Origin of the sequence: Streptomyces globosus, assembly GCF_003325375.1 — a bacterium.
Taxonomy (GTDB): Bacteria; Actinomycetota; Actinomycetes; order Streptomycetales; family Streptomycetaceae; genus Streptomyces; species Streptomyces globosus_A.
The window spans coordinates 3,160,915-3,182,994 of record NZ_CP030862.1; the positions used below are offsets into that span (position 1 = coordinate 3,160,915).

The following is a 22,080-nucleotide window of genomic DNA, read 5'->3' on the forward strand; positions in this document are numbered from 1 at the left end:
TTGGTCGTTCCCCGGGGCGGGGGACGCTCGTTGAGGCGGCATGGAGCAGTTGCCGATCACCGCGGCGCCGGGTGTCGGGGAGCGGGCCGATACCGCGGCCGATGCCGCGTGCCACCTCTACGACGCCGTCGCACCCTGGAGCGGCTCCGGGGCCGGCGGGTGGAGCCGCACGGCGGCCGAGGACGCCGCCGAGGCCATCGAGACCACCGCGCACGCGCTGGCGCACGCCCACCCGCGCGCCGAGGTCATCCTGGCGCCCGTCCACGCCGCCCTCGCCGACCTGCGCCGGCAGCTCGCCCTGCCGCCTGCCGACCCGCTGACGGCGGGGCAGGCCCCGGCCCTGCCCCGCTCCGTCGGCAACCCGAGGCGGACGAGGTGGGTGCGGGTGGTCACCCCGACGCTGCCCCGGCAACCGCCTGTCGGTACAACGTCCTGACCTCCGCGCCGAAGTACGGGCTGTAGGAGGTGTCGGCGGTGTCCCCGCCGGTCTTCCAGCCGCCGATCACGCCCACCACGTCGCCGGTCTCGGTCCGCTTGTCGAAGCGCGCCAGGAACGGGCCGCCGCTCGTCCCGCCCGGGTAGCCGGTGCAGTCGATCCGCAGGAACGATCCGGGGATGCCCGGATCGGAGCTGGTGAACCGCGTCGTGCGGTTCACGCACAGCCGCGGGCGCGCCGCGGAGGCCGGATAGCCGATCAGCGTCACCGCCGGGTGTACGAAAGGCCCGCCCGTGACCAGCCGGCTGCCGCCGACGACGTCCTCCACCGCGAAGCCGTCCGCGTCCGGCCCGACCTGCGCGAACGCCACGTCCAGCGTCGCCGCCAGGTCGGCGCCCCTGCTCCGGTAGCGCGGGTCGATCCATACCTTCGAACGGCCCCGCGCGTCGCGGAGCACCGGGAACATGCCGTACGGCTGCGGGTTCCCGGCCGTGTACCGGGGGACGAAGGCCACCTGGCGGGCGTCCGTGCCGAGCAGGCAGTGGGCGGCGCTCAGCACCAGGTTCCGGCCGGGGGAGGAGACCACGCTCGCCGTGCAGAAGTAGGCGCCGCCGTCCTTCATGACGAACATGCGGCCGACCGACGGGATCCCGTCGAAGTCCTTGCCCGTGCCCGGTTCGGCCGCTGCGGCGGCCGCGTCCGGCCCGGCCGGGTTGACGGGGGCCGCCGACGCCATGCGGTCGGCCGTCCAGAACCGTTCCGCCTCCTCGGCGGACCAGCGGCCGGTCGCGGCGGGCCGGCCGCTGCCGGCCTCGGCCACGGGCGTCGGCCCGCCGGGCAGCAGCAGGGCGGCCACCAGCGCCGCCACCGTCAGCGTTCGTCGCATGCAGGACTCCTCGGTGCTCCTCGTTCGGACGGCCTGGGGCAGGCGGAACAGCCGGCCGGGCCGCGGGTGCGCCGCACCGCCTGCCGCCGGGCGAGGTTCGGCCCGAGCACGCCGCCGCGGGGGGCGACGGGCACGCGGGAGCGGCAGGCGGAGTCCGGGCAGGCGGCGCCGGCGCGCGCCGGGCAGGCGACCGCGGCCGGGGCGATGCCCTCGTGGCGCGGCGGCAAGGGCTGGGCCTCCGGGCCGTCCGGGCCGCCCGGGAGGACCACGCGCCCGCCGAGCCCGCAGGCGGGGGCCGCGCAGCCGAGGCCGCGGGAGGGGCCGGCCGCCGGCGGGCGGCGCGCGCCGGCGGCCGCGAGGACCGCGGCGGGCGCGCTGCCGAGGAGCCGGCGTCGGTGGAGGGCCATTCCACCTTCCTGCCATCGCCCGCGTCGATCCCGGCGCAGGCGGCCCCGGGCCCGCCGAACAGCCGCCCGAACGGCCCACGCCGCGGGGCAACTCCGTACAGGCGCTAAGCGGCGGGGGAGGCCTTGCGGGCCAGGAGGAAGCCCTGCGGGCAGTCCTCGCCGGCCTCGGGCTGCCGGACGAGCCGGGCCGACTCCGCCAGCCCGGCACCGGACAGCAGTTCGGCGACCCGGTCCGGGGGCATCCGGTGGACGGTCAGGTCGACGGCATGCCCGTAGGCGCGGTCCAGGCGCACCCGGCCCTCGCCCGCCCCGAAGGCGAGCAGCAGGTGCCCGCCGGGAGCCAGGACACGGGCGAACTCCCCGAACAGGGAAGGAAGCTCCTCCGGCGGGGTGTGCAGGGTGGAGTGCCAGGCCACGGCCCCGGCGAGGGCGCCGTCCGCCACGTCCAGGGAGCCCATGGCGCCCACCTCGAACCGCAGCCCGGGGTGGCTCCGCCGGGCCACCGCCACCATGGCGGGCGAGAGGTCCACGCCGAACGCCCGTACGCCGAGCCGGTTCAGGTGCGCCGTGATCCGGCCCGGCCCGCAGCCCAGGTCCGCGACCGCCGGGCCCGCCGCGCCCCGCGGCCCTCCGGCCCGAACCGATTCGGCGAACGCCGCGAGCAGGGCCCGGTCGAGCGGTCTGCCGTCCAGGGCCGTCCCGAGCAGCCGGGCGCAGTCGACGGCGACGGCGTCGTAGGACGCCCGTACGGAGCTCAGGTACGCGGTCTCGCTCATGCTCCCGGAGACTAGCCCGCCCGGACTGCCCGCTCACCCCCCATAAGGGGGTTGTCCAGGGCCGTCCACTGGTCGCCCGGGACCTCCGGGCTCAGCCGCATCAGGGTCAGGGCCTTCGCCGGCAGCGGGTCCGCCAGCAGCGCCGCCGTGTCGTCCGTGGCGGGCAGCTCCGGTGCCGCCGCGGCCAGGGCCCGGCCGAGGGCCTCCGCCGAGCCTGCGGTCGCCGCCAGGGCGCCCGCGACGAGGGAGCCGAACAGCTTCCGGCGCAGCACCACCGGGTCGTCGGTGACCAGCCGCCCCGCGACCGGCGGCGCCGCGAGGCCGTGCCGGGCGAGCCGGGCCGGGCTGATCCGTACGTCGGCCAGGTCCCGGTAGACCAGCCGCAGCGGGTCCCCGCCGGGGGAGAGGACGACGAGCAGGTTCTGCCCGTGCGCCTCCAGGGCCACCCCCAGCTCCAGCACGCGCAGGCACACCGGCAGCGCGAGGCGCGCGAAACGGGCCTGCCAGTCCGCCGATCGGGCGAACGGGGCGAGGGCCAGTGCCGCGACCGGCACGACCTGCTCGCCGGCCGCGGCGTCCGCGTACGCCTCCGGGGGCTCGCGCAGCACCGCGGCCAGGTCCGGGCCGTGGGCGGTGGCCGCAGCGAGCGTCCGGGTGAAGTGCAGCCGCCCGTCCAGCCGGGCGGCGAGCCCCTGGGCGAACGCCGACACCGCGGCGGCCGTCTCCACCGAGTACCGGGAGATGTCCCGGACGGAGGAGGTCAGCCGGGTGCTCAGCGCGGTCTTGACGTGCGGTCCGCCGCCGACCGGGCTCAGGGTCCGCAGCGCCATCAGCGGGTGGGCCGCGGCGCCGGGCAGCGGGATACGGTCCGCCTGCTTCAGGACGTGCTCGGCCTGCCACGGGTGCACGGGCAGCAGGATCCGGCCGCCCTGGCGCAACCGGTCCGGCCACTCGCCGGTGACCAGGCATTCCGCGGCCGGCACGGACACCGCGGCGAGCTCGACCACCGGCCGGTGCTCCGGCGCGTACGCCAGCTGCTCGGCCACCGTGAAACCGGGACGGGAGCGGCAGCTGGGGTGGTACGGGTGGCCGTCGACGATCCGCTGCTCCCACTCCCAGGCAGCCGCCGGCGCCTCCTCCGGCCCATCGGGCTGGCCGGCCAGGGACAGCGCCAGCGACGCCGTACTGTCGTCCAGCTCCGCGGCGAACGCCTCGCCGTGCGGCACGCCCAGCGCCCTCACCAGCCGTCCCGCCTGCGAGAACACCGCCCCGCCGAGGCGGAGCCCGGTGACGTGCGGCGCGGTGGCGTACGGGTCCGCCGGCGGGCCCTCCAGGCGCCGTCCGTCGGCGAGCAGCACGGCCGTGCCGCCGGGGCCCCGCTCGCGGCGCGCCACCCACGGCAGCGGCTCCGAGGCCAGCGCCCGCCACAGCCGGGTCAGCACGGCGGCCCGGGCGCCGCCGAGCGCCGCCCCGTACGCGGCGACCAGCGCAGGACGCACCTCGGCCAGTTCGGCGGAGACGGCCTCCTCGGCCGGGGAGTCGGGGAGGTTCATGCTGGGGTGCGACACCCTGTTCCTCTCACGGGACGTTGTGGTGATCACGTCATCATCGCGGATACTGAAGATCACGGCCGGGGACGCGCGCAGCGGACGCCCGGCACACAGGATGGACCCGAATGGAATCCGTGGACCTCAACGCCGCAGCCGACGAACTCTCCGCCGCACCCCTGCTCAACTGCCTGCTCAGGGAGGCGGCCGACCCCGAAGGCGGAGGTGTCCACCGGCTGCGCGCCACCGGGCGGCTGCTGCGGGTCCGCGGCGGCCGCCGGCCCGTGCGGCCCGAGCTGCGCACCCCGGACGGATGGCGGCCGCTCACCCACAGCGAGCTGGTGAAGCTCACCGCCGACGAGCTGTACCGGTACACGGGCGTGCCGAACGACGAACTGCCCGTCGAGATCGCCGACAGCCGCGCCGCCGTGGCCGCGCTGCTGGCCGCCCGCCGGGCCGCCGCGCCGCCGCAGGACGCCTACGTCCGCTCCGAGCAGGCCCTCGTCATGGGCCACCCCCACCACCCGGCCCCCAAGGCCCGCGGCGGGGCGCCCGCGGCGCGCTGGCTGCCGTACGCCCCGGAGGCGCACGGCCGGTTCCCGCTGGTCTTCCTCGGACTGCGCGAGGACCAGGCCGCCGACGAGGGCGGGGCCGCCGCGGCCGGCGCGGTCGACGCGCTGGCCGGCCTCCTGGACGGGCCGCGCCCGCCCGCCGGCTACCGGCTGCTGCCCGCCCACCCGTGGCAGCTGGAGCTGGTCTCGGCGTCGCCGGCGGTACGGGCGGCGTTCGCCGACGGGCGGCTGCTGCGGCTGGGCGAGAGCCGCCTGCCGGCCTGGCCGACCGCCTCGGTCCGCACCCTGTACGTGCCCGGAGGCGGCGGGCACAGCGGTGGGCACGGCGACCTGTTCGTGAAGTTCAGCCTCGACGTGCGGATCACCAACGACGTCCGCCGGCTGTGGCGGCACGACCTGGTGAAGCTGCGCCGCACGGACGAGGCCGCCCGGGCCGGCTTCGAGGCGCTGCGCCGGGCCGGCTCGCCGGCGGCCTGGCTGTCCGACCGCGGCTACCGCACCGCCGCGTTCGCCTTCGAGGAGCTGGCGGTCCTGGTCCGCGACGGGCTGCGGCAGCACCTCGTGCCGGGCGCGGCGCCGGTGCTCGCGGCGGCCCTCGCCGAGGGGTACGAGGGCAGCCCGCTGGCCGCCGCGGCCGACCCGGAGGCCTGGTGGCGGGCGTATCTGCGCCATGTCGTGCCGCCGGCGCTGGAGCTGTTCGCCCGGCACGGCGTGGTGCTGGAGGCGCACGCCCAGAACACCGTGGTCGCGTTCGACGCCCACGGCATGCCCGTCCAAGCGCTGTTCCGCGACGCGGAGGGCGTGAAGCTGCCGGCGGACGGGGACCGCGCGGCCGCCTGGCAGCGGCTGGTCTACTGCCTGGTCGTCAACCACCTGGGCGGGGTGGGGGCGGCGCTCGCCGAGGCGCACCCCCGGGCCGCCGGGGCGGTGTGGCCGGCGGTGCGCGGGGAGTTCCGGCGGCATGCGGCCGAACGGGGCCTGCCCGAGGCGGCGGAGCTGCTGACGGCGCCGTCCCTGCCGGCGAAGACGAACCTGCTGCTGCGGTGGACCCGCGCCGACGGCGCGGACGCCCGCTACATCCCGCTGCCGAACCCCCTGCTGGCGGACGCGGAGGCTTAGGGGGTGTTGCGAGCGTCCCGCACGGCGCCCCCGGGGCGGCGGGATCCGGCCAAGGTGGGCGCGGGGCCCCTCTCCCGCCTCACTCAGAGGTATAGACCAATGCTACGTTGGTGGAGACCGCGCAATCCTTGACCGACCGTCAGAGGAGAAGCCATGTCCTCGTCCCCGCGGGACGGCGGCCCGGCCGCCGTGCCCAAGTACCAGCGGATCGCCGCAGCGCTGCGGCAGGAGCTCCAGGACGCCGTCCACGGCCCCGGAGGCAGACTCCCCTCCGAGCGCACCCTGGCGGCCCGGTACCGCGTCAACCGGCAGACCGTCCGCGCCGCGCTCCAGCAGTTGCGCGACGACGGCCTGATCGTCACCGAGCGCCGCGGCACCCGCTCGGCCGCCCCCGCGCCCGCACCCGGCCCCGCGCCCGCCCCCGCCCTGCCCGCGGGGGCCCCGGCCGCCTCCGGAGCCGCCGCCCCCGGCGCGCCGCCCGGCGCCGTACTCGTGCAGAGCTGGCTCGCCCGGGTCACCGTGCCGCCCTCCCTCGCCGCGCAGCTCGGCATGCAGGGCGGCGAGCGCACCCTGGTCCACCACCGCCGCGAGCGCGGCCCCGCCGGGCAGACCCTCCAGCACGCCGTCACCTACGTCTGCCCCCGCGCCCTCGCCGAGGCACCCGAGCTGGCCGGCTACCGCCGCGCCGCGGCCGTACGGGACGAGGACCCCGGGCCCCTCGACCGCTGGCTCGACCGCGCCGCCCGCGAGGGCCGCGTCGCCGAGACCATCACCATGACCCTCAGCAGCCGCCCCGCGTCCGCAGCCGCCGCCGGCGGCCTGTCCGTGCGCCGCACCCTGCACGACGACGCCGGCCGGCTCCTCGCCGTGACCGACCTCTCCTTCCCCACCTGGGACCGGCTGACCTTCCACCGCGACCGCGCGGTCAGCGGCTTCCAGGTCAGCTGACACACCCGCCCGCCGGCCGCCGCCGCCGGAGGGCGCCGCAGCATGCGGGACGCCCCGGCACCTGCCGGATCCCCGGCTCCCGCGCCCCGTACCCCCGCGAGCCGACGCGCCCCACCCGTCGGCACGCACCCGTCGGCACGCCGCCGGCACACGTACCCGCCGCCCGCCGCACCGGCACGCGGCCTCCGCTCCCGGCTCGCCTCCGCTGTCGGCCTGCATCCGCTCCCGGCCCCGCGACCGAAGCCGTACGCGCGCACATAACCCAGCCGCGCATAACCGGCAAATCTTGACGTACCCCAGGTGGAGCGACAAACATCGGGTCGAAAGTCAAGGTCACGCGCCGCAAGCCGACAAGCCCAAGGAGCGAAACCCGCATGCGAGCCCCTGCCCACACGCCCGCCGCCGAAACCGCCGCAGTGCCCCGCCCCCGCCCCGCCTCCGCGGCGCCCGGGATCGCGGACCTGCCGCGGATCGAGGAGCCCAGGGAGGTGGCACCGGCCGACGCGCGCGAGCTCTCCCGGGTCTTCTTCGGGCGGCTCCACGAACTCGAAGAGGGCACTCCGGAGCGCCGGTACGTCCGCAACACGCTCATCGAGATGAACGCCTCCCTCGTCCAGTACGCCGTACGCCGCTTCCGCGGCCGGGCCGACGCGGACGACATCGAGGACCTCGTCCAGGTCGGCACGATCGGACTCATCAAGGCGATCGACCGCTACGACCCCTCCCGCGAGACCGAGTTCGCCACCCTCGCCATGCCGTACATCACCGGCGAGATCAAACGGCACTTCCGCGACACCACCTGGGCCGTCCGCGTCCCGCGCCGCCTCCAGGAACTGCGCATCGACATCGCCAAGGCGAAGGAGGAGCTGACCGGCGCCCTCGACCGCTCGCCCACCGTCTCCGACATCGCCGCGCACCTCGACCTCACCGCGGAGGAGGTCGTCGAGGGGCTCTTCGCCGCCAACGGCCACACCAGCGGCTCCCTCGACGCCCCGCAGCCGGCCTTCACCGAATCCGGCGGCGACCCCGCCGAAGGCCAGACGCTCGCCGACGTCATCGGCGCCGAGGAGCCCGCCCTGGAACGCGTCGAGGACCTCCAGGCCCTCGCGCCCCTGCTGGAACGGCTCAGCGCCCGCGAGCGCCGCATGCTCCAGCTCCGCTTCGGCGACGAACTCACCCAGGCGCAGATCGGCGCCGCTCTCGGCATCTCCCAGATGCAGGTGTCGCGGCTGCTGACGCGCGTCCTGGCCCACCTGCGGGCCTCCATGCTGGCCGACCCCGCCGAGGACGGCGCCGCCCGCCGCTGACACCTCGGGGTGCCGCCCGCGATGTGGTCGGGATCACGCGCCGCACAGAGCCTCGGTGATCTCCACCACACCTCGCGCCGCCCCCCGCGTGAGGTGGGTCACCAGGGCGTTTGTCCCGGTTCGAGCCGGGCAGCGGAGTGACCGGAGCGCACCCCTCCGTCGGCCGCGGCCCGGCCGGCGGCAGGGGGGCGGGCAGATCCCGCACCGCTCCACGGCCCGCCCCGCACCCACCCCCCGCGCCGGCACGGGCCGTACCCGTACGACCCGCGAGGTGCATGTGTCCACGCTCCAGGCCGAACACGTCTACAAGGTGTTCGGAAGACGACCCGGCGCGGCGGTCCGCGCGCTCCGAGACGGCGCGAGCCGCGAGGAACTGCGCACCGACGGAGCGACGGCCGCCGTGATCGACGCCTCCTTCCGCGTCGAGCCCGGCGAGATCTTCGTCATCATGGGCCTGTCGGGATCGGGCAAGTCCACCCTGCTCCGCATGCTCAACGGACTGCTCGAACCCACCGACGGGCGCATCCTCTTCGACGGCCGCGACCTCACCGCCCTCTCCCGCCGCGAGCTGCGCCACGTCCGCTCCACGAAAATCAGCATGGTCTTCCAGCACTTCGCGCTCTTCCCGCACCGCAGCGTCCTGGAGAACGCCGCCTACGGCCTGGAGGTCCAGGGAGCCGACCGCGCCGACCGCGAGCGCCGCGCCGCCGAAGCCCTGGAACTCTGCGGGCTCTCCGGCTGGCAGGACTCCTGGCCCGACGAGCTGTCCGGCGGCATGCAGCAGCGCGTCGGCCTCGCCCGCGCCCTCGCCACCGACGCCGACCTGCTCCTGATGGACGAGTCCTTCAGCGCCCTCGACCCGCTGATCCGCCGCGACATGCAGGACCAGTTGCTCGAACTGCAGAAGACCCTCGGCAAGACCATCGTCTTCATCACGCACGACCTCAACGAGGCCATGCGCCTCGGCGACGGCATCGCCGTCATGCGCGACGGCCGCATCGTCCAGCAGGGCACCGCCGAGGACATCCTCACCCGCCCCGCCGACGACTACGTCGCCTCGTTCGTCCAGGACGTCGACCGCTCCCGCGTGCTGACCGCCGACGCCGTCATGACCGGCCCCGGTGCCGGCTGCTCCTGCGGCTGCCCGACCGTCACCCCCGACACCCCGCTCGCCGACCTGTGCGCCGTCAGCGCCCGCGTCCCGCACCCCGTCGCCGTGACCGGCACCGACGGCGCCGTCGTCGGCACCGTCGCGCAGGACCGGCTCGTCGCCTTCATCGGCGACGAGCACCGGGCCCCCGTACGCTGTGAGGAGGCGGCCGCCTGATGCCCCGTCTGAACCCTGGCGCCTGGGCCGACTCCGCCGTCGACTTCCTCCAGCAGCACCTGTCCTGGCTGTTCGACGCCGTCAGCGCCGTCGTCACCGGCCTCTACGACGGCATCCACGCCGTGCTGTCCGCCCCGGCCCCGCTGCTGCTCGCCGGCCTCCTCGCGGTCGCCGCCTGGTGGCTGCGCGGACTCCTCGCCGCCGTGCTCGCCTTCGCCGGCCTCGCCCTCGTCGACTCCGTCGGCCTGTGGTCCGACGCCATGGCCACCCTGTCCCTGGTCCTCGTCGCCACCCTGGCCACCCTCGCCATCGCCGTCCCGATCGGCATCCAGGCGGCCCGCTCGCCGCGGCTCGGCGCCGCACTGCGGCCAGTCCTGGACTTCATGCAGACCATGCCCGCGATGGTCTACCTCATTCCCGGCGTCGTCTTCTTCGGTGTCGGCGTGGTCCCCGGCATCATCGCCACCATCGTCTTCGCGCTGCCGCCCGGCGTCCGCATGACCGAGCTGGGCATCCGCCAGGTCGACCCCGAACTCGTCGAAGCCGCCGACGCCTTCGGCACCACCCCGCGGAACACGCTCCTGCGGGTCCAGCTGCCGCTCGCCCTGCCCACCGTCATGGCCGGCGTCAACCAGGTCATCATGCTCGGCCTGTCCATGGTGGTCATCGCCGGCATGGTCGGCGGCGGAGGCCTCGGCGGCGCCGTCTACAAGGCCATCGGCAACGTCGACATCGGCCTCGGCTTCGAGGCCGGCCTGTCCATCGTCATCCTCGCCATGTACCTGGACCGGATGACCGCCGCCCTCGGCCGCCAGGTCTCCCCGACCGGCCGCCGCGCCCTCGCCCGGGCCCGCTCCGCGGCCACCGGCGCCGCCCGCCTGTGGCAGCACCGCCCGCAGCCCGCGTACGCCGTCACCGCCGCGGCCGTCCTCGCCCTCCTCGCCGGCGGACTGCACACCTTCGGCGGAGCCGCGAACGGCCCCGCGGCCGCCGCCGGCCCCGGCAAGGGCCGCACCCTCACCATCGGCTACATCCCGTGGGACGAGGGCATCGCCTCCACCTACCTGTGGAAGGAGCTGCTGGAGCGCCGCGGCTTCCGCGTCGAGGCCCGCCAGCTGGAGCTCGGCGCGCTCTTCACCGGGCTCGCCGGCGGCCGCGTCGACTTCCAGACCGACGCCTGGCTGCCCGTCACCCAGGCCTCGTACTGGGAGAAGTACGGCGACCGGATCGACGACCTCGGCGCCTGGTACGGGCCGACCTCCATCGAACTGACCGTCCCCTCCTACGTGAAGGACGTCCGCTCCCTCGCCGACCTCAAGGGCAAGGGCGACCGCTTCAAGGGCCGCATCATCGGCATCGAGCCCAGCGCCGGCGCGATGGGCATCCTCAAGGACCGGGTCCTGAAGGAGTACGGCCTGGAGGGCGAGTACGAGGTCGTCGACGGCTCGACGCCCGGCATGCTCGCCGAACTCCAGCGCGCCCAGGCCAAGCAGGAGCCCGTCGTCGTCACCCTGTGGTCCCCGCACTGGGCGTACGCCTCGTACGACCTGCACAAGCTGGAGGACCCCCGCAAGGCCTGGGGACAGGGCGACGGCATCCACACCCTCGCCCGGAAGGGCTTCGCCCGGGACGAGCCCGAGGTGGCGGCCTGGCTGCGCTCGTTCACGCTGGACGAGAAGCAGCTGACGGGCCTGGAGGCGAAGATCCAGGCGGGCGGCAAGGGCAAGGAGCAGGAGGCGGTGCGCGCCTGGCTCGCCGAGCACCCGGAGGTCGCCGAGGCGGCGACCGCCTGACGCCGCCGCGCCCGCCGGCCCCGCGGGCGCCCGCGCCCCCGCCCTTCGCCGCCCTGGGGCGGGGGCGGCCGCGCGCCGACCGGCCCGGCGGGGGACCCGCCCGTGCACGGCGGGCCGGTCCGTGGCACAGTGCCAGCACGACCCCCGCCGGGACCAGGAGCCGCCATGCCCGATCCGCACCTCGTGCCGCCGCTCGCGGCGGTCCCGGAGCGCGCCCCGGAGCCCGCCCCGGGCAGCGGGACCGAGCCTGGCCCGCTGCCGCGCTGCCCCGTGTGCGCCCGCCTGCCGGAACGTATCTCCTGGCGGCAGCAGCCCGGCCGGCCGGTGGTGCTCGCGTTCGCCCCGTGCGGCCACCGGCACACCTCGCCCGCCGCGCCCGTCCTGGCCGTCACCCCGCCCCGGCCGCCGGTCCGGCGCCGCCCCTGACACCGCAGGGCGCCCGCGGTGCGGCGGACGGCCTGACGCAGACTGGTGCGGTGATCACCGCGCAGCCCGTCCTCGAGGTCCACCGCGTCGACGGCTTCTCCCTCTGGCCCGCCGCGTTCCCCGACGAGCCGTACGTCCTCCTGCCGCTCGGCGCGGACCTCTCGCCCGCGGAGGTCGGCGCGGTGGTGGCCTGCCTGGCCGACGCCCACGCGGACCCCGCCGCGGGCACGGACGCCGCCCCGGGTCCGGACCCGGACCCGGACCCGGCCGGAGCGTTCCTGCGCGGCCTGCTCGCCGTCGGCGGGGACCTCCATCTCGCCGGAGGGGTCCGGATCACCGACACGGCCACCGGCGCGGTCGTCGACCCGGGCTGCTGCCACGGCCTCCAGGAGTGGGGCACCTGGCGGGAGTTCGCCGCCGGCTCCGCCTCCTGCTCCGGCTGGTTCGGCCACTCCCCGACGCCGGAGGCCCGGCTCGTCGGAGACACCGTCCGCCTCACCGCCGACACCGACTCCGCGGCGAGCCCCGTCATCGAGCTGCCGCTGCCCGAACTGCACCGCCTGCTCGACGGCGTCGCACACCGGCTGCACGGCTTCCTCGCGCGCGTGCAGGACTGGGCGTCCCGCGAGGCCCCCGCCCACGCGGCCCCGCTGTACGCCGTCCTCGCCGCGGCCCTCGTCCCGCCGGCCCCGGAAAACACGTGGTCAGCGAGCGTGCGACGGCAGTAGCGTCGGGATCCCGGCAGGCCGCCCCGGGGCGGCCGCCCCGTACCGAGAGAGCAGTTCCATGACCGAGCAGCAGGCCACGACGACCCTCTGGCGCCCCACCGGCCCCGAGGAGCTGGACCTGGTCCGCGCGCTCGACTGGCGCGCCTGGCCGCCCCGGCTGCCCGAGCAGCCGATCTTCTACCCCGTGCTGAACGAGGAGTACGCGGTGCGGATCGCCCGCGACTGGAACGTCCCGCACTCCGGCGCCGGCTTCGTCACCCGCTTCGAGGTCGACTCCGCCTTCCTCAGCCGGTACCCCGTCCGCCAGGCCGGCGGCCGCACCATCCTGGAGCTGTGGATTCCAGCCGAGGAGCTGGAGGAGTTCAACGCCCACATCGTGGGGCGCATCGAGGTCGTCCACGCGTTCACGTGAGCCGCCGGCGGCGGGATTTCGCCCCCCGCGTCATGCTCAAAGCTGCGCGCGGGCGGCCGACTTCGCGCATCTTCCTTCAATCGATCTCCACCGGCCGCTATGTTGCCAGGTGCATGCCACATCGGTGTGTCCGCCCACACGGACCGCACGAGGAGCTGCCCGATGACAGTGATCAGCGTCCGCACCACTCCGCGCGGGCGACGGCGCAGCCTCCGGGCCGCGCTGCTCGCCGGACTCCTCGCCGCAGCGGGCCTCGCCGGCGCCGGACCGGTCGCCGGCCAGGCCGCCGCGGCAGCCGCCGCCCCTGCCCCCGCCACGGCCGGCAACGCCACCGGCATCACCCGCTCCGGCAACACCTTCACCGTGACCTCCTCCAGCGGAGCGAAGGCCCGCGTGGTCGTGGCCCGCGCCGACATCTTCCGCCTCTGGCTCTCGCCCGACGGCCGCTTCGCCGACGACCCGGCCGGCTCGGACCTGGCCCGGACCACCGACTTCGGCCCCGTCCAGGCCGCCGTCGCCGACGCGGGCGGCCACTACCGCATCACCACGCCCGCCCTGAACATCCGCGTCAACAAGTCGCCGCTGAAGTTCTCCGTCTACCGGGCCGACAACCGCACCCTCGTCTGGGAGGAGAGCCGGCCCACCTCCTGGACCGCCAACCGCACCACCCAGTACCTCTCCCGCGGCACCGACGAGCAGTTCTACGGCACCGGCCTCCGCCTCGGCGAGTGGGCCCTGCGCGGCAGGACCGTCCCGGTGGCCGTCGACAACCGGTGGCGGGAGAACGACAACGCGAGCCCGGCCCCGTTCTACATGTCCACCAACGGCTACGGCGCCATGCGCAACACCTGGGCCCCCGGCTCGTACGGCTTCCACGCGCCCGCGGCCCTCGCGCACGACGAGAAGCGGTTCGACGCCTGGTACTTCACCGGGGACTCCCTCAAGGCGGTCCTCGGCGGCTACACGGACGTCAGCGGCAAACCGTTCCTCGCCCCGATCTGGGGCCTGGAACTCGGCAACGCCGACTGCTTCAACGCCTCCCACCCCGACTACCAGGGCGACCACGACCGCCCGCGCCACCAGACCACCCCGGACGTGGGCGGCTACGCCGCAGACGCCCGCGCCGCCGACATGCCCTCCGGCTGGTTCCTCCCCAACGACGGCTACGGCTGCGGCTACACCGAGCCCCTGAAGGCGACGGTCGACGCGCTCGCCGCGAAGGGCTTCCGCACCGGCCTGTGGACGTCGACGGGGCTGCCCCGCATCGCCGAGGAGGTCGCCGCCGGCTCCCGCGCGGTCAAGACGGACGTCGCCTGGATCGGCGGCGGCTACAAGAGCGCGTTCGCGGGCGTCCAGCAGGCCGTCGACGGCATCGAGCGGAACTCCGACGCCCGCCGCTTCGTCTGGACGGTCGACGGCTGGGCCGGCACCCAGCGCAACGCCGTCGTCTGGACCGGTGACACCCACGGCACCTGGGACGACATGCGCTGGCACGTCCCCGCCATCGCAGGCGCAGGCCTGTCGGCCCTCAACTACGCCGCCGGCGACATCGACGGCATCTTCGGCGGCAGCCCGCAGACGTACGTGCGCGACCTGCAGTGGAAGTCCTTCACCCCCGCGTTCATGACCATGTCGGGCTGGGGCGCCACCCACCCGGAGCCCGGCTACCGGGACAAGCAGCCCTGGCGGTTCGAGGAGCCGTACAGGTCGATCAACCGCCGCTACCTGCAGCTGAAGATGCGGCTGATGCCGTACCACTACACGATGAGCCGCACCGCCCACGAGACCGGCGTCCCCGCCACCCGCGCGATGGTCCTGGAGTACCCCGACGACCCCGTCGCCCGCGGCAACCTCACCAGCGGCCAGTTCATGGCGGGCGACTCCTTCCTCGTCGCGCCCGTCGTCTCCGACACCGCCGTCCGCGACGGGATCTACCTGCCCGCCGGGACGTGGACGGACTACTGGACGGGGAAGACGTACGCCGGCCCCGGCCGGCTGAACGACCACCGGGCGCCGCTCGACACCCTCCCGCTGTTCGTCAGGGGCGGCGCGATCGTGCCGATGTGGCCGCAGATGAACCACACGGGCGAGAAGCCCCTCTCCGTCCTCACCTACGACATCCACCCGCGCGGGTCCTCGTCGTTCAGCCTGTACGAGGACGACGGCCTGACCCGCGCCCACGAGTCCGGCGCCTACGCCCGCCAGCGCGTCGACGTCTCCGCCCCGGCCTCCGGCGCCGGGACGGTCACCGTCTCCGTCGGCGCCCCGACCGGCAGCTACACGGGCAAACCGGCCTCCCGGGGGTACGAGTTCACCCTCCACGTGCCCTCCCCGCCCGCCCGGGTCGACCTCGACGGCGCGCAGCTCGCCTGCCACGCCTCCAAGGCCGCCTACGACGCCGCCGCGACGGGCTGGTTCCACGACCCCGCCGACCGCGGCGGCATCCTGTGGGTGAAGGCGGGCCCGAAGCCGGGCGCTTTCACCGTCACCGCGAGCGGCACGTCCGTCCCGGACGCCGAACCGGTCCCCGCTGCCTCCGCGCCGATCCCACAGGCCGACTGGCGCCTGCTGTCCGCGGACAGCCAGGAGACCGCCGCCGAGGACGGCGCCGCCGCCAACGCCTTCGACGGTAACCCGGCCACGATGTGGCACACCGCTTGGTCCGGCTCCGCTCCCGCCGCGCTCCCGCACGAGATCGCCATCGACCTCGGCGCCCGCCACACCGTGGACGGCCTGGGCTGCCTCCCCCGCCAGGACGGCGGACCCAACGGCCGCATCGGCCGCTACGAACTCCACGTCTCCGACGACCCCGCCAACTGGGGCCCGCCGGTCGCGACCGGCACGTTCCCCGACACCTCCGCAGCCCACTCCGCGGCCGTCCCCGCCACGACGGGGCGCTACGTACGGCTGAAGGCCCTCACCGAAGCCGGCGGCCGCGGACCGTGGACGAGCGCCGCCGAACTCACCCTCACCGGCCGCCCCGCCCCGCCCGCCGGCCGCTGACGCGGCTCAACCGCCGAGCCCGGCCCGGCACTCCCGCCGGGCCGGCTCGCTCAACAACCCCTCCCCCCGCCGGAACAGCGCAGCCGGCTCCCCACCCCGCGCCTCCCGGAACACCGGGTCGGTCCGCGCCAGATCCAGCTCGTTCGCCGCGGTCAGCTCGGCGAAATCCCGCACCCCCCGCCCTCCGGGCCGGCGTTCCTCCCCGGTGAACCGGTCCCGGAAGACACCCTGCGCGCCCAGCCCCGGATACGACACGCCCCGGTCGCAGCTCGCGTACACGTACGCAAGGCGCTCCGCCTCCGCGCCGACGGCCTCGGCCACCTCGGCCCGCCGCCCGAGCGGCAGCAGCGCCGCCGGGAAGCCGTCCGTCCCGTACACCGCATGGCACAGGCCCGCGAGCCGCAGCTCGGGCCGCGCACCCCACGCGCCGAGCAGATCGCGGACCGCCCCAGGTGCGCCGGCAGCGTCCCCCCCCGGGATGCGTGACCCGCTCCGCGCCGAGCCCGCGCAACAGCGCCACCGCCCGCTCTTCCCGCGGATCACCCATCTCCGACTCCCGTCCCCCACGGGTCGGCACCCGCCTCTGCATCGCGGATACAGAGGCAGGGTTGCCGCCCTTGAGTCCCCCCACGAAGGATCTTGCTCGCCCCCCAGACCCAAGTCAATCCTCCACATTCCTTCACACCCCCAAGCTGAACCTAAGAGAAGCGGCTACGCTCCACGCATGACCCTCGACGACCTCCGCGTCTTCGTCGCCGTGTGCCGGGCCGGCAGCCTCAGCGCCGTCGCCCGCGACCTCGACCGCACCCAGTCCGCCGTCAGCCAGCACGTCCGCCGCCTGGAACGGGAGACCGGCACCAGCCTGCTGGAACGCCACGCCCGCGGAGTCGCCCCCACCGAGGCCGGCCGCATCCTCCTGGCGGCCGCCGCCCACGGCATCGCCGGCCTCGACGGCGCCCTGCGCCGCCTGGAGGACCTCGTCCGCGGGGACGCCGGCTCGGTGCGCATCACCACCGGCGCCACGACCGTCCGGCACTTCATGTCGGAAGCCGTCGTCGGCTTCCGCCGCCGACACCCGCACATCAGCCTGGAGTTCCGGACCGCCAACTCCAGCCGCAGCTGCTTCGACGCGCTCGCCGCCGACGACCTCGACCTCGCCTGGATCACGATCGGCGAGCCGGTCCGGGGCGTCGAGCTGCGGCCGGTCATGGAGCTGCCGTGGGTGCTCGCCGTCTGCGCCGACGACCCCCTCGCCGCCCGCCCGCACCTCACCCCCGCCGACCTCGCGGGCATCCGCCACATCCGGCTCCCGGATAACTCGACCTCCCGCGCCCACCTCGACACCGCGCTGGCACAGGCCGCCATCACGATCCGCTCGGACACCAGCGTCGCCGACTGGGACACGGCCCTGCTTCTCGCCGAACTCGGCCTCGGCCACGCCGTCGTCCCCGCCCTGCCCGGCTGGCAGGTCCCCGGAACGGACGGCCCGCTGCGCCTGGTCCCCATCCCCGACCTGCCGCCCCTGCCGGTCGGCTGGGCAGTCCGCCGCTGGTCCGCCCTCTCCCCGCCGGCCCGCCTCTTCGCCGACGACGTGGCCCGCACGTGCCGCGCGAGGGCCGCGCGCGGGCAGTAGCGCGCCACCCAGCCGAATGCCGCACCTCGGGCGATGATGGAAGAACCGGCCGATTCAGGAGGTGGTGCGGCCATGGCGGCACACGACGGCGGCCCGTCGGCGCGAGACCTGGAGGAGGGCAGGCTCCTGAAGGAACTGGAGGCGATCCACCGCACCCGCCACGAAACCCTGCTGCACGGATCGGACGATGCGCTGGGCACCCACACGCAGCGCATGAACGAACTGGAACACGAATACGTACGCCGCCACCCGCAACGCGCCCAAACGGCCTCCCGCACCCGCTCGGGCGCCCGCGCCCGCAAGGCAGGCGACGAGGCGACGCCGGGGGACACGTAGAGGCGTGTTCGGGCAGGCCCGGCGTCGAGGACGCGAACGGGGGAGCGGGGCGGCGGGAGCCGAGGACCCGGGGTCGGTGGCGTGCTGGGGGCTTCCCGGCTGCCCATTGTCGTTCCGGCGCGGGCCGGCCTGTAAAGGGCGCTCCCGCTGGTCGAGTCGCTGCGCGATGGCCCTTCGGGCCACCCTTGACAAGCCGACCTGCACCGGAAAGACAAAGAGCTGCCGGGAAGCCCCCAGGAGGGGGAGCGGCCTGGAGGGACCTCCGCCACCCGCCCGCGTCACGCAGCCCGATCCCTGTCGCAGGGCGCCGCTGATCGCTACGTGGTCCCGGCTGGGTGGCGGCCGCCCGCCGTCCGGGCACCGGGGCGCCACTGATCGCCACGTGCCTCGGTGGGGTCGGCGGCCGGCCGTTGTGCAGGGTGCGAGGTGCGGGGTGCGGTTGATCGCCATATGAGCGTGTCGTGTGTGGTGGCCGGCCATCCACCGCTCGCCGTCGTCCAGTGCGCACGAAATGACGTGCGACGCATCGTTTCCCGCCCTCCCGCCCTCCCGCCCTCCCGCCCTCCCGCCCTCCCGCCCTCCCGCCTTCCCGCCTTCCCGCCTTCCCGCCTTCCCGCCTTCCCGCCTTCCCGCCTCCCTCCCTGCTCGCTTGCGGCAGCCCGCAGTCGCCGTCGTGGGGTGCGCATGTGGCGATCGGTGGCGGCAGGGCCGACTCCGCCTCGGCATGGTGCTTCCGAGGGCTGAGGCGGGTAGCGGGGCGGCTGCGGGGAACGGCTTGCCATGGCTGGGCCGGAGTCCCGCCCCGGAAACGATCGGACTGCGCGGGACACCCGCCCGTGCCTCCCCGTCCCCTCGGCTACTCCGCCGCCCTCTTCCCCAACGCCGCCCCGCCTCCATCCGCCGGGCACCCCAACCTGCCAACCTGCCTCGCCGCCGTCGTAAATGGGAGCGCTGCCATGTGCCACCCGGCTTACGATGCCCGCTGCGGACCCGGCTGGGCGTCCGCTGGAACGGGTGCAAGGGAGAGACTGCATGGGCCACTCGAGCGGACCGCAGCCCCCAGAGCAGCCGCAGCCGGTCTGGCTGGTGGCCGCGAACGTCGTGGCATGGCGTCGGTGCGGGGCAGGGGGGCAGGAGCTGCGCCCCGGGACGAAATGCTTCAAGGGCGGGGCGAAGGTCTACGTCGCTGACGCGTACTGGGGTCCGGGGGGTGATCGGATCACGGCAGTGGGCCGTGAGCGGCATACCGGGCGGTGGATCGTGATCGACACGGCGACGCGCCACTTGCACAGCTTCCGCCCGAAGCGCGTCCACACCCCGCGGGTCCTGGAGCGGCTACGGGACGCCCGACGTGCACGTGGGTTCATCTCAGCGGATTACGCAGCGGATGTCTCCGCGACGCTGGAGCAGTACGCGTCCCGATACCGGGCTAAGCAGGCACCGTACGCCCCTCACCCGGACCGATGCCTCTGCCACGCCTGCCTCACCGGTGAAGCCGGGTGAAGGCCGCTGTCACGACGGTCTCGACGCTTACGACGGTGACCCGCCCACCCGCAGTCCCGGCCCAGACCCGCCGCCGCCCACCACCCTCGGCGCCAGCCCCGGCACCCCCGCCGGTGCCGGGCCCAGCGTGGTCGTGCCCGGGGCCGCGCGGTGGCCGAGGCCCGTGCGGTAGGCGTCCAGGGCGGCTTCCGTGCGGCCCGTGCGGCGGAAGAGGTCGCCCAGGAGGCGGCACAGGTCGGCGAGGTCGCCACCGGCGCCGCTCCGCTCCAGCAGGGCGAGGGCCTGGACGTAGTGCCGTTCGGCGGCTTCGGTGTCGCCGCGCTCCTCGGCCATCAGGCCGAGGAGCCGGTGTGCCCCGGCCGCATGCACGGCGCCGTGGCTGTCGCCCAGGTCCAGCAGCCCCGACAGCAGGTCAGCCGCCTCCGGTCCTCGGCCGAGCCGGCGCAGGACGTCCGCGAGTTCCACCTCCACCTGCGCCGTGTACAGCGCGGCCCGGCGGGCCGCCAGCATGTCCCGCGCCGTGCGCAGCTCCGCCTCCGCGGAGGCCAGGTCCCCGTTCTGCGCATGCACGTACCCGCGCATCCAGTGGCAGTGCGCGAGGTCGGTCCGCAGCTGCAACTGCCGGTACACCGACTGCGCCTTCGCCAGTGAGGCGTCCGCTTCGGCGACCCGGCCGGACGCCAGGAAGGTCCGCGCCACCTGCCGGTGCATGCCCGCGACCAGCGCCGGGTCGCGGACCTGCGGGGCGAGCGCCAGGGCCGTCTCGGCGGCGTGCACGGCGCGCGCGTGCGCGCCCATGTCGGTGTACGGGCTGATGACCGCGGTGTAGAGCAGCACGAGCGCCTCCGGGTCGGCGAGTCCGCCCGCGGTGAGTTCGTCGATCGCCGTCTCCAGCAGGTAGCACGCGTAGCGCAGCTCCCCGGCGAGCAGGTGGGCGACGGCCCGCCCGCGGACCGCCCGCGCCTTCCGCGGCGGCGGCTCGTCGGCGAGGAACTGCTCCGCCGCCTCGAAGTGCGCCGTCGCCGCGGCCAGGTCCCCGGCCTCCAACGCGCATTCGCCGAGCCCGAGGAGCGCCTCCGCCCGCTCCGGGTCCAGGCCGAGCCGTTCGGCGTCGCCCAGCACCTCCCGGTACAGTTCGGCCGCTTCGGACGCGTCGCCCGTGGCCAGGGTGCGCTGCGCGTCGGTGAGGCGGAGCCGCAGCTCGGTCGCCAGGTGCGGGGGGCGCCCCGTGGACAGCTCCTCGTACGTCGTCCCGAGCCGCCCGGCGAGGAACCGCAGCGCGGCCTCGGAGGGCCGCACCTTCCCCGACTCCAGCGTCGAGATGTACGCCGGGGTGTACGAAGGCTCGGCCAACGCCCGCTGTGTGAGACCGCGTTCGGCGCGCAGCCGGGCCACCCGTCGGCCGATCTCGGCCGGTTCGTCCATGCCAACCCCCTGATGGTTCCAACTCCCCCAGTATTCAAGGGAGGCGGGCCATTGCGCACGCCCTGTGCACCCCCTAATTTAAGCAGCCGGTTCACTTCGCTTACTCCGCCGCTTAACGGCCTTGCCTTCTCATCCGGGGGATGACGTCATGAACAGAGCCGCCCGCAGGGCGCTGCGCGCCGCGGCCGCCGCAGCCGGCGCCACCGCACTGCTGTTGGCCGCCGGGCCCGTCGGCGCGACGGCCGTGCCCCGCCTCGCCGACGGCGCCCCCCGCGTGGAGGTCCCCGGCCCGGAGGACGGGACGGTCGCCGGCTCGGGCCACGTCCGCGTGACCTCGCCGGGCCGGGCCGCGAGCGGGGCCCGCCTCTCGGACGCGGCCCGGGCCGCCGACGGCAAGGTCACGAAGGCCGTCGACAACGGCCCCTCCGCCGACCGCCTGGACGTCGTCGTCGTCGGAGACGGCTACACCGCCGCCGAACTCGACCGCTTCCACAGCGACACGCTGGCCAAGTGGGCCGAGATCACGGCTGTCGAGCCGTACGCCACCTACCGCAACCTCTTCAACGTGTGGACCGTCGACGCGGTCTCCCACGACTCCGGCGTCACCGGCGACCCGGACCGGGACACCGTCCGCGACACCGCGCTCGGCTCCTACTTCTGGTGCGAGGACATCGAGCGCCTGCTCTGCATCGACGAGGAGAAGGTGGACTCGTACGTCGAGAAGGCACCCGACGCCGATCTCGTCATCGTCCTCGCCAACAGCGCCAAGTACGGCGGCGCCGGCTACAACGAACGCAGCGCCACCCTCGGCTACGAGGGCATCTCCACGGCCTCGGCCGGCAACGCCAAGTCCGGCCAGGTGGCCATCCACGAGACCGGCCACTCCCTCGGCAAGCTCGCCGACGAGTACTTCTACCCGGACACGCCCGGCTACGAGAAGTACGAGGGCCCCGAGCCCGCCGACTCCAACACCTCCACCCTGACCGCCGACCGGATGGCCGCCGCCCGCACCAAGTGGCACCGCTGGCTGGGCGAGCCGTCCCCCGACGGCGGCACCGTCGGCGCGTACGAGGGCGGCGGCTACTACACGACCGGCCTGTTCCGGCCCACCGACAACTCGCTGATGCGGGTCCTCGGCAAGCCGTTCAACCTCCCCGGCACAGAGGCGATGATCGCCGGCTTCTACCAGCACGCGAAGCCCGTCAGCGCCCTCACCCCCACCGGCCGGGTGCTGCGGCTGCCGCAGCGGGCCAAGGTGTCCGTCCCCCGCCTGACGGGGGCGGACGGGCGGCAGCTCGACGTCCGCTGGCACCTCGACGGCCGCGAGCTCAAGCGGTTCGCCGGGCGCACGAACGTGGCAGTCGCCGAACTGTGGCTCACGGACCTGCGCACGCACCGGCTGTCGGTCACCGTCGAGGACCGCACCCCGGCGGTCCGGGACCCGGAGACGGCGGCGTTCCTGCGCACGACCCTGACGTGGAAGGTCCGCCTCTAGG

Annotated in this window: 19 protein-coding genes; 13 read left to right on the forward strand and 6 right to left on the reverse strand. The window is 75.4% G+C overall.

All coding sequences use genetic code 11. The annotated features are described in order from the left end of the window. Positions 1 to 40 precede the first annotated feature (40 nt). Complete coding sequence (locus tag C0216_RS13725) at positions 41 to 436, forward strand: hypothetical protein (RefSeq protein WP_114055548.1); 396 nt, start codon at positions 41 to 43, stop codon at positions 434 to 436. On the opposite strand, the gene C0216_RS13730 is transcribed toward C0216_RS13725, so the two are convergent. The 4 genes from C0216_RS13730 to C0216_RS13745 form a co-directional block, all read right to left on the reverse strand. Next, on the reverse strand, positions 390 to 1,322 hold the full coding sequence (locus tag C0216_RS13730; protein WP_162793194.1) for a trypsin-like peptidase domain-containing protein: 933 nt from the start codon (positions 1,320 to 1,322) through the stop codon (positions 390 to 392). The two genes, C0216_RS13725 and C0216_RS13730, sit on opposite strands and share 47 nt — an antisense overlap. Then, on the reverse strand, positions 1,307 to 1,729 hold the full coding sequence (locus tag C0216_RS13735) for a hypothetical protein (protein ID WP_114055550.1): 423 nt from the start codon (positions 1,727 to 1,729) through the stop codon (positions 1,307 to 1,309). Before C0216_RS13735 ends, C0216_RS13730 begins: the two co-directional genes overlap by 16 nt. Positions 1,730 to 1,833: 104 nt before the next feature. After that, positions 1,834 to 2,505, reverse strand: a complete 672-nt coding sequence (locus tag C0216_RS13740) for a class I SAM-dependent methyltransferase (RefSeq protein WP_114055551.1) — start codon at positions 2,503 to 2,505, stop codon at positions 1,834 to 1,836. An 11-nt stretch (positions 2,506 to 2,516) separates the two neighbouring features. Next, entirely contained in the window at positions 2,517 to 4,058 is a 1,542-nt protein-coding gene (locus C0216_RS13745; RefSeq protein ID WP_114055552.1) for an IucA/IucC family protein, read from the reverse strand. Positions 4,059 to 4,180: 122 nt separating this feature from the next. On the opposite strand from C0216_RS13745, the gene C0216_RS13750 reads away from it, so the two are divergent. From C0216_RS13750 to C0216_RS13790, 9 genes are all read left to right on the forward strand, one after another. Continuing rightward, entirely contained in the window at positions 4,181 to 5,743 is a 1,563-nt protein-coding gene (locus C0216_RS13750) for an IucA/IucC family protein (protein ID WP_114055553.1), read from the forward strand. A 153-nt stretch (positions 5,744 to 5,896) separates the two neighbouring features. Further along, positions 5,897 to 6,691 carry a GntR family transcriptional regulator gene (locus C0216_RS13755; protein ID WP_114055554.1) on the forward strand — a complete coding sequence of 265 codons (795 nt, stop codon included), beginning with the start codon at positions 5,897 to 5,899 and terminating at the stop codon, positions 6,689 to 6,691. Positions 6,692 to 7,065: 374 nt separating this feature from the next. Next, the gene (locus C0216_RS13760) at positions 7,066 to 7,998 is read left to right on the forward strand and encodes a SigB/SigF/SigG family RNA polymerase sigma factor (protein WP_114055555.1); all 933 of its coding nucleotides are present in this window, start codon (positions 7,066 to 7,068) and stop codon (positions 7,996 to 7,998) included. A gap of 277 nt (positions 7,999 to 8,275) precedes the next feature. Then, complete coding sequence (locus C0216_RS13765; protein ID WP_114055556.1) at positions 8,276 to 9,325, forward strand: quaternary amine ABC transporter ATP-binding protein; 1,050 nt, start codon at positions 8,276 to 8,278, stop codon at positions 9,323 to 9,325. Next, positions 9,325 to 11,118 carry an ABC transporter permease/substrate binding protein gene (locus tag C0216_RS13770; protein WP_114055557.1) on the forward strand — a complete coding sequence of 598 codons (1,794 nt, stop codon included), beginning with the start codon at positions 9,325 to 9,327 and terminating at the stop codon, positions 11,116 to 11,118. Before C0216_RS13765 ends, C0216_RS13770 begins: the two co-directional genes overlap by 1 nt. Positions 11,119 to 11,283: 165 nt before the next feature. Continuing rightward, complete coding sequence (locus C0216_RS13775) at positions 11,284 to 11,544, forward strand: hypothetical protein (protein WP_114055558.1); 261 nt, start codon at positions 11,284 to 11,286, stop codon at positions 11,542 to 11,544. Positions 11,545 to 11,594: 50 nt separating this feature from the next. Further along, on the forward strand, positions 11,595 to 12,272 hold the full coding sequence (locus tag C0216_RS13780) for a hypothetical protein (RefSeq protein WP_114055559.1): 678 nt from the start codon (positions 11,595 to 11,597) through the stop codon (positions 12,270 to 12,272). Positions 12,273 to 12,330: 58 nt separating this feature from the next. After that, positions 12,331 to 12,684, forward strand: a complete 354-nt coding sequence (locus C0216_RS13785) for a hypothetical protein (protein ID WP_114055560.1) — start codon at positions 12,331 to 12,333, stop codon at positions 12,682 to 12,684. Positions 12,685 to 12,846: 162 nt separating this feature from the next. Continuing rightward, complete coding sequence (locus C0216_RS13790; protein WP_114055561.1) at positions 12,847 to 15,687, forward strand: TIM-barrel domain-containing protein; 2,841 nt, start codon at positions 12,847 to 12,849, stop codon at positions 15,685 to 15,687. Between the two features lie 6 nt (positions 15,688 to 15,693). On the opposite strand, the gene C0216_RS35220 is transcribed toward C0216_RS13790, so the two are convergent. Further along, the gene (locus C0216_RS35220; RefSeq protein ID WP_342777106.1) at positions 15,694 to 16,362 is read right to left on the reverse strand and encodes a DUF6817 domain-containing protein; all 669 of its coding nucleotides are present in this window, start codon (positions 16,360 to 16,362) and stop codon (positions 15,694 to 15,696) included. A gap of 49 nt (positions 16,363 to 16,411) precedes the next feature. On the opposite strand from C0216_RS35220, the gene C0216_RS13800 reads away from it, so the two are divergent. Together C0216_RS13800 and C0216_RS13805 are read left to right on the forward strand one after the other, a co-directional pair. Next, positions 16,412 to 17,320 carry a LysR family transcriptional regulator gene (locus tag C0216_RS13800; RefSeq protein ID WP_114055562.1) on the forward strand — a complete coding sequence of 303 codons (909 nt, stop codon included), beginning with the start codon at positions 16,412 to 16,414 and terminating at the stop codon, positions 17,318 to 17,320. 72 nt (positions 17,321 to 17,392) lie between these two features. Beyond that, positions 17,393 to 17,656 carry a DUF6158 family protein gene (locus C0216_RS13805; protein ID WP_114055563.1) on the forward strand — a complete coding sequence of 88 codons (264 nt, stop codon included), beginning with the start codon at positions 17,393 to 17,395 and terminating at the stop codon, positions 17,654 to 17,656. A gap of 1,530 nt (positions 17,657 to 19,186) precedes the next feature. Here C0216_RS13805 and C0216_RS13815 read toward each other — a convergent pair. After that, a complete protein-coding gene (locus C0216_RS13815) occupies positions 19,187 to 20,584 on the reverse strand; it encodes a helix-turn-helix domain-containing protein (RefSeq protein ID WP_114055565.1) in 1,398 nt (465 codons plus the stop codon). 148 nt (positions 20,585 to 20,732) lie between these two features. On the opposite strand from C0216_RS13815, the gene C0216_RS13820 reads away from it, so the two are divergent. Continuing rightward, positions 20,733 to 22,079 carry a M64 family metallopeptidase gene (locus tag C0216_RS13820; protein ID WP_114055566.1) on the forward strand — a complete coding sequence of 449 codons (1,347 nt, stop codon included), beginning with the start codon at positions 20,733 to 20,735 and terminating at the stop codon, positions 22,077 to 22,079. Position 22,080 lies beyond the last annotated feature (1 nt).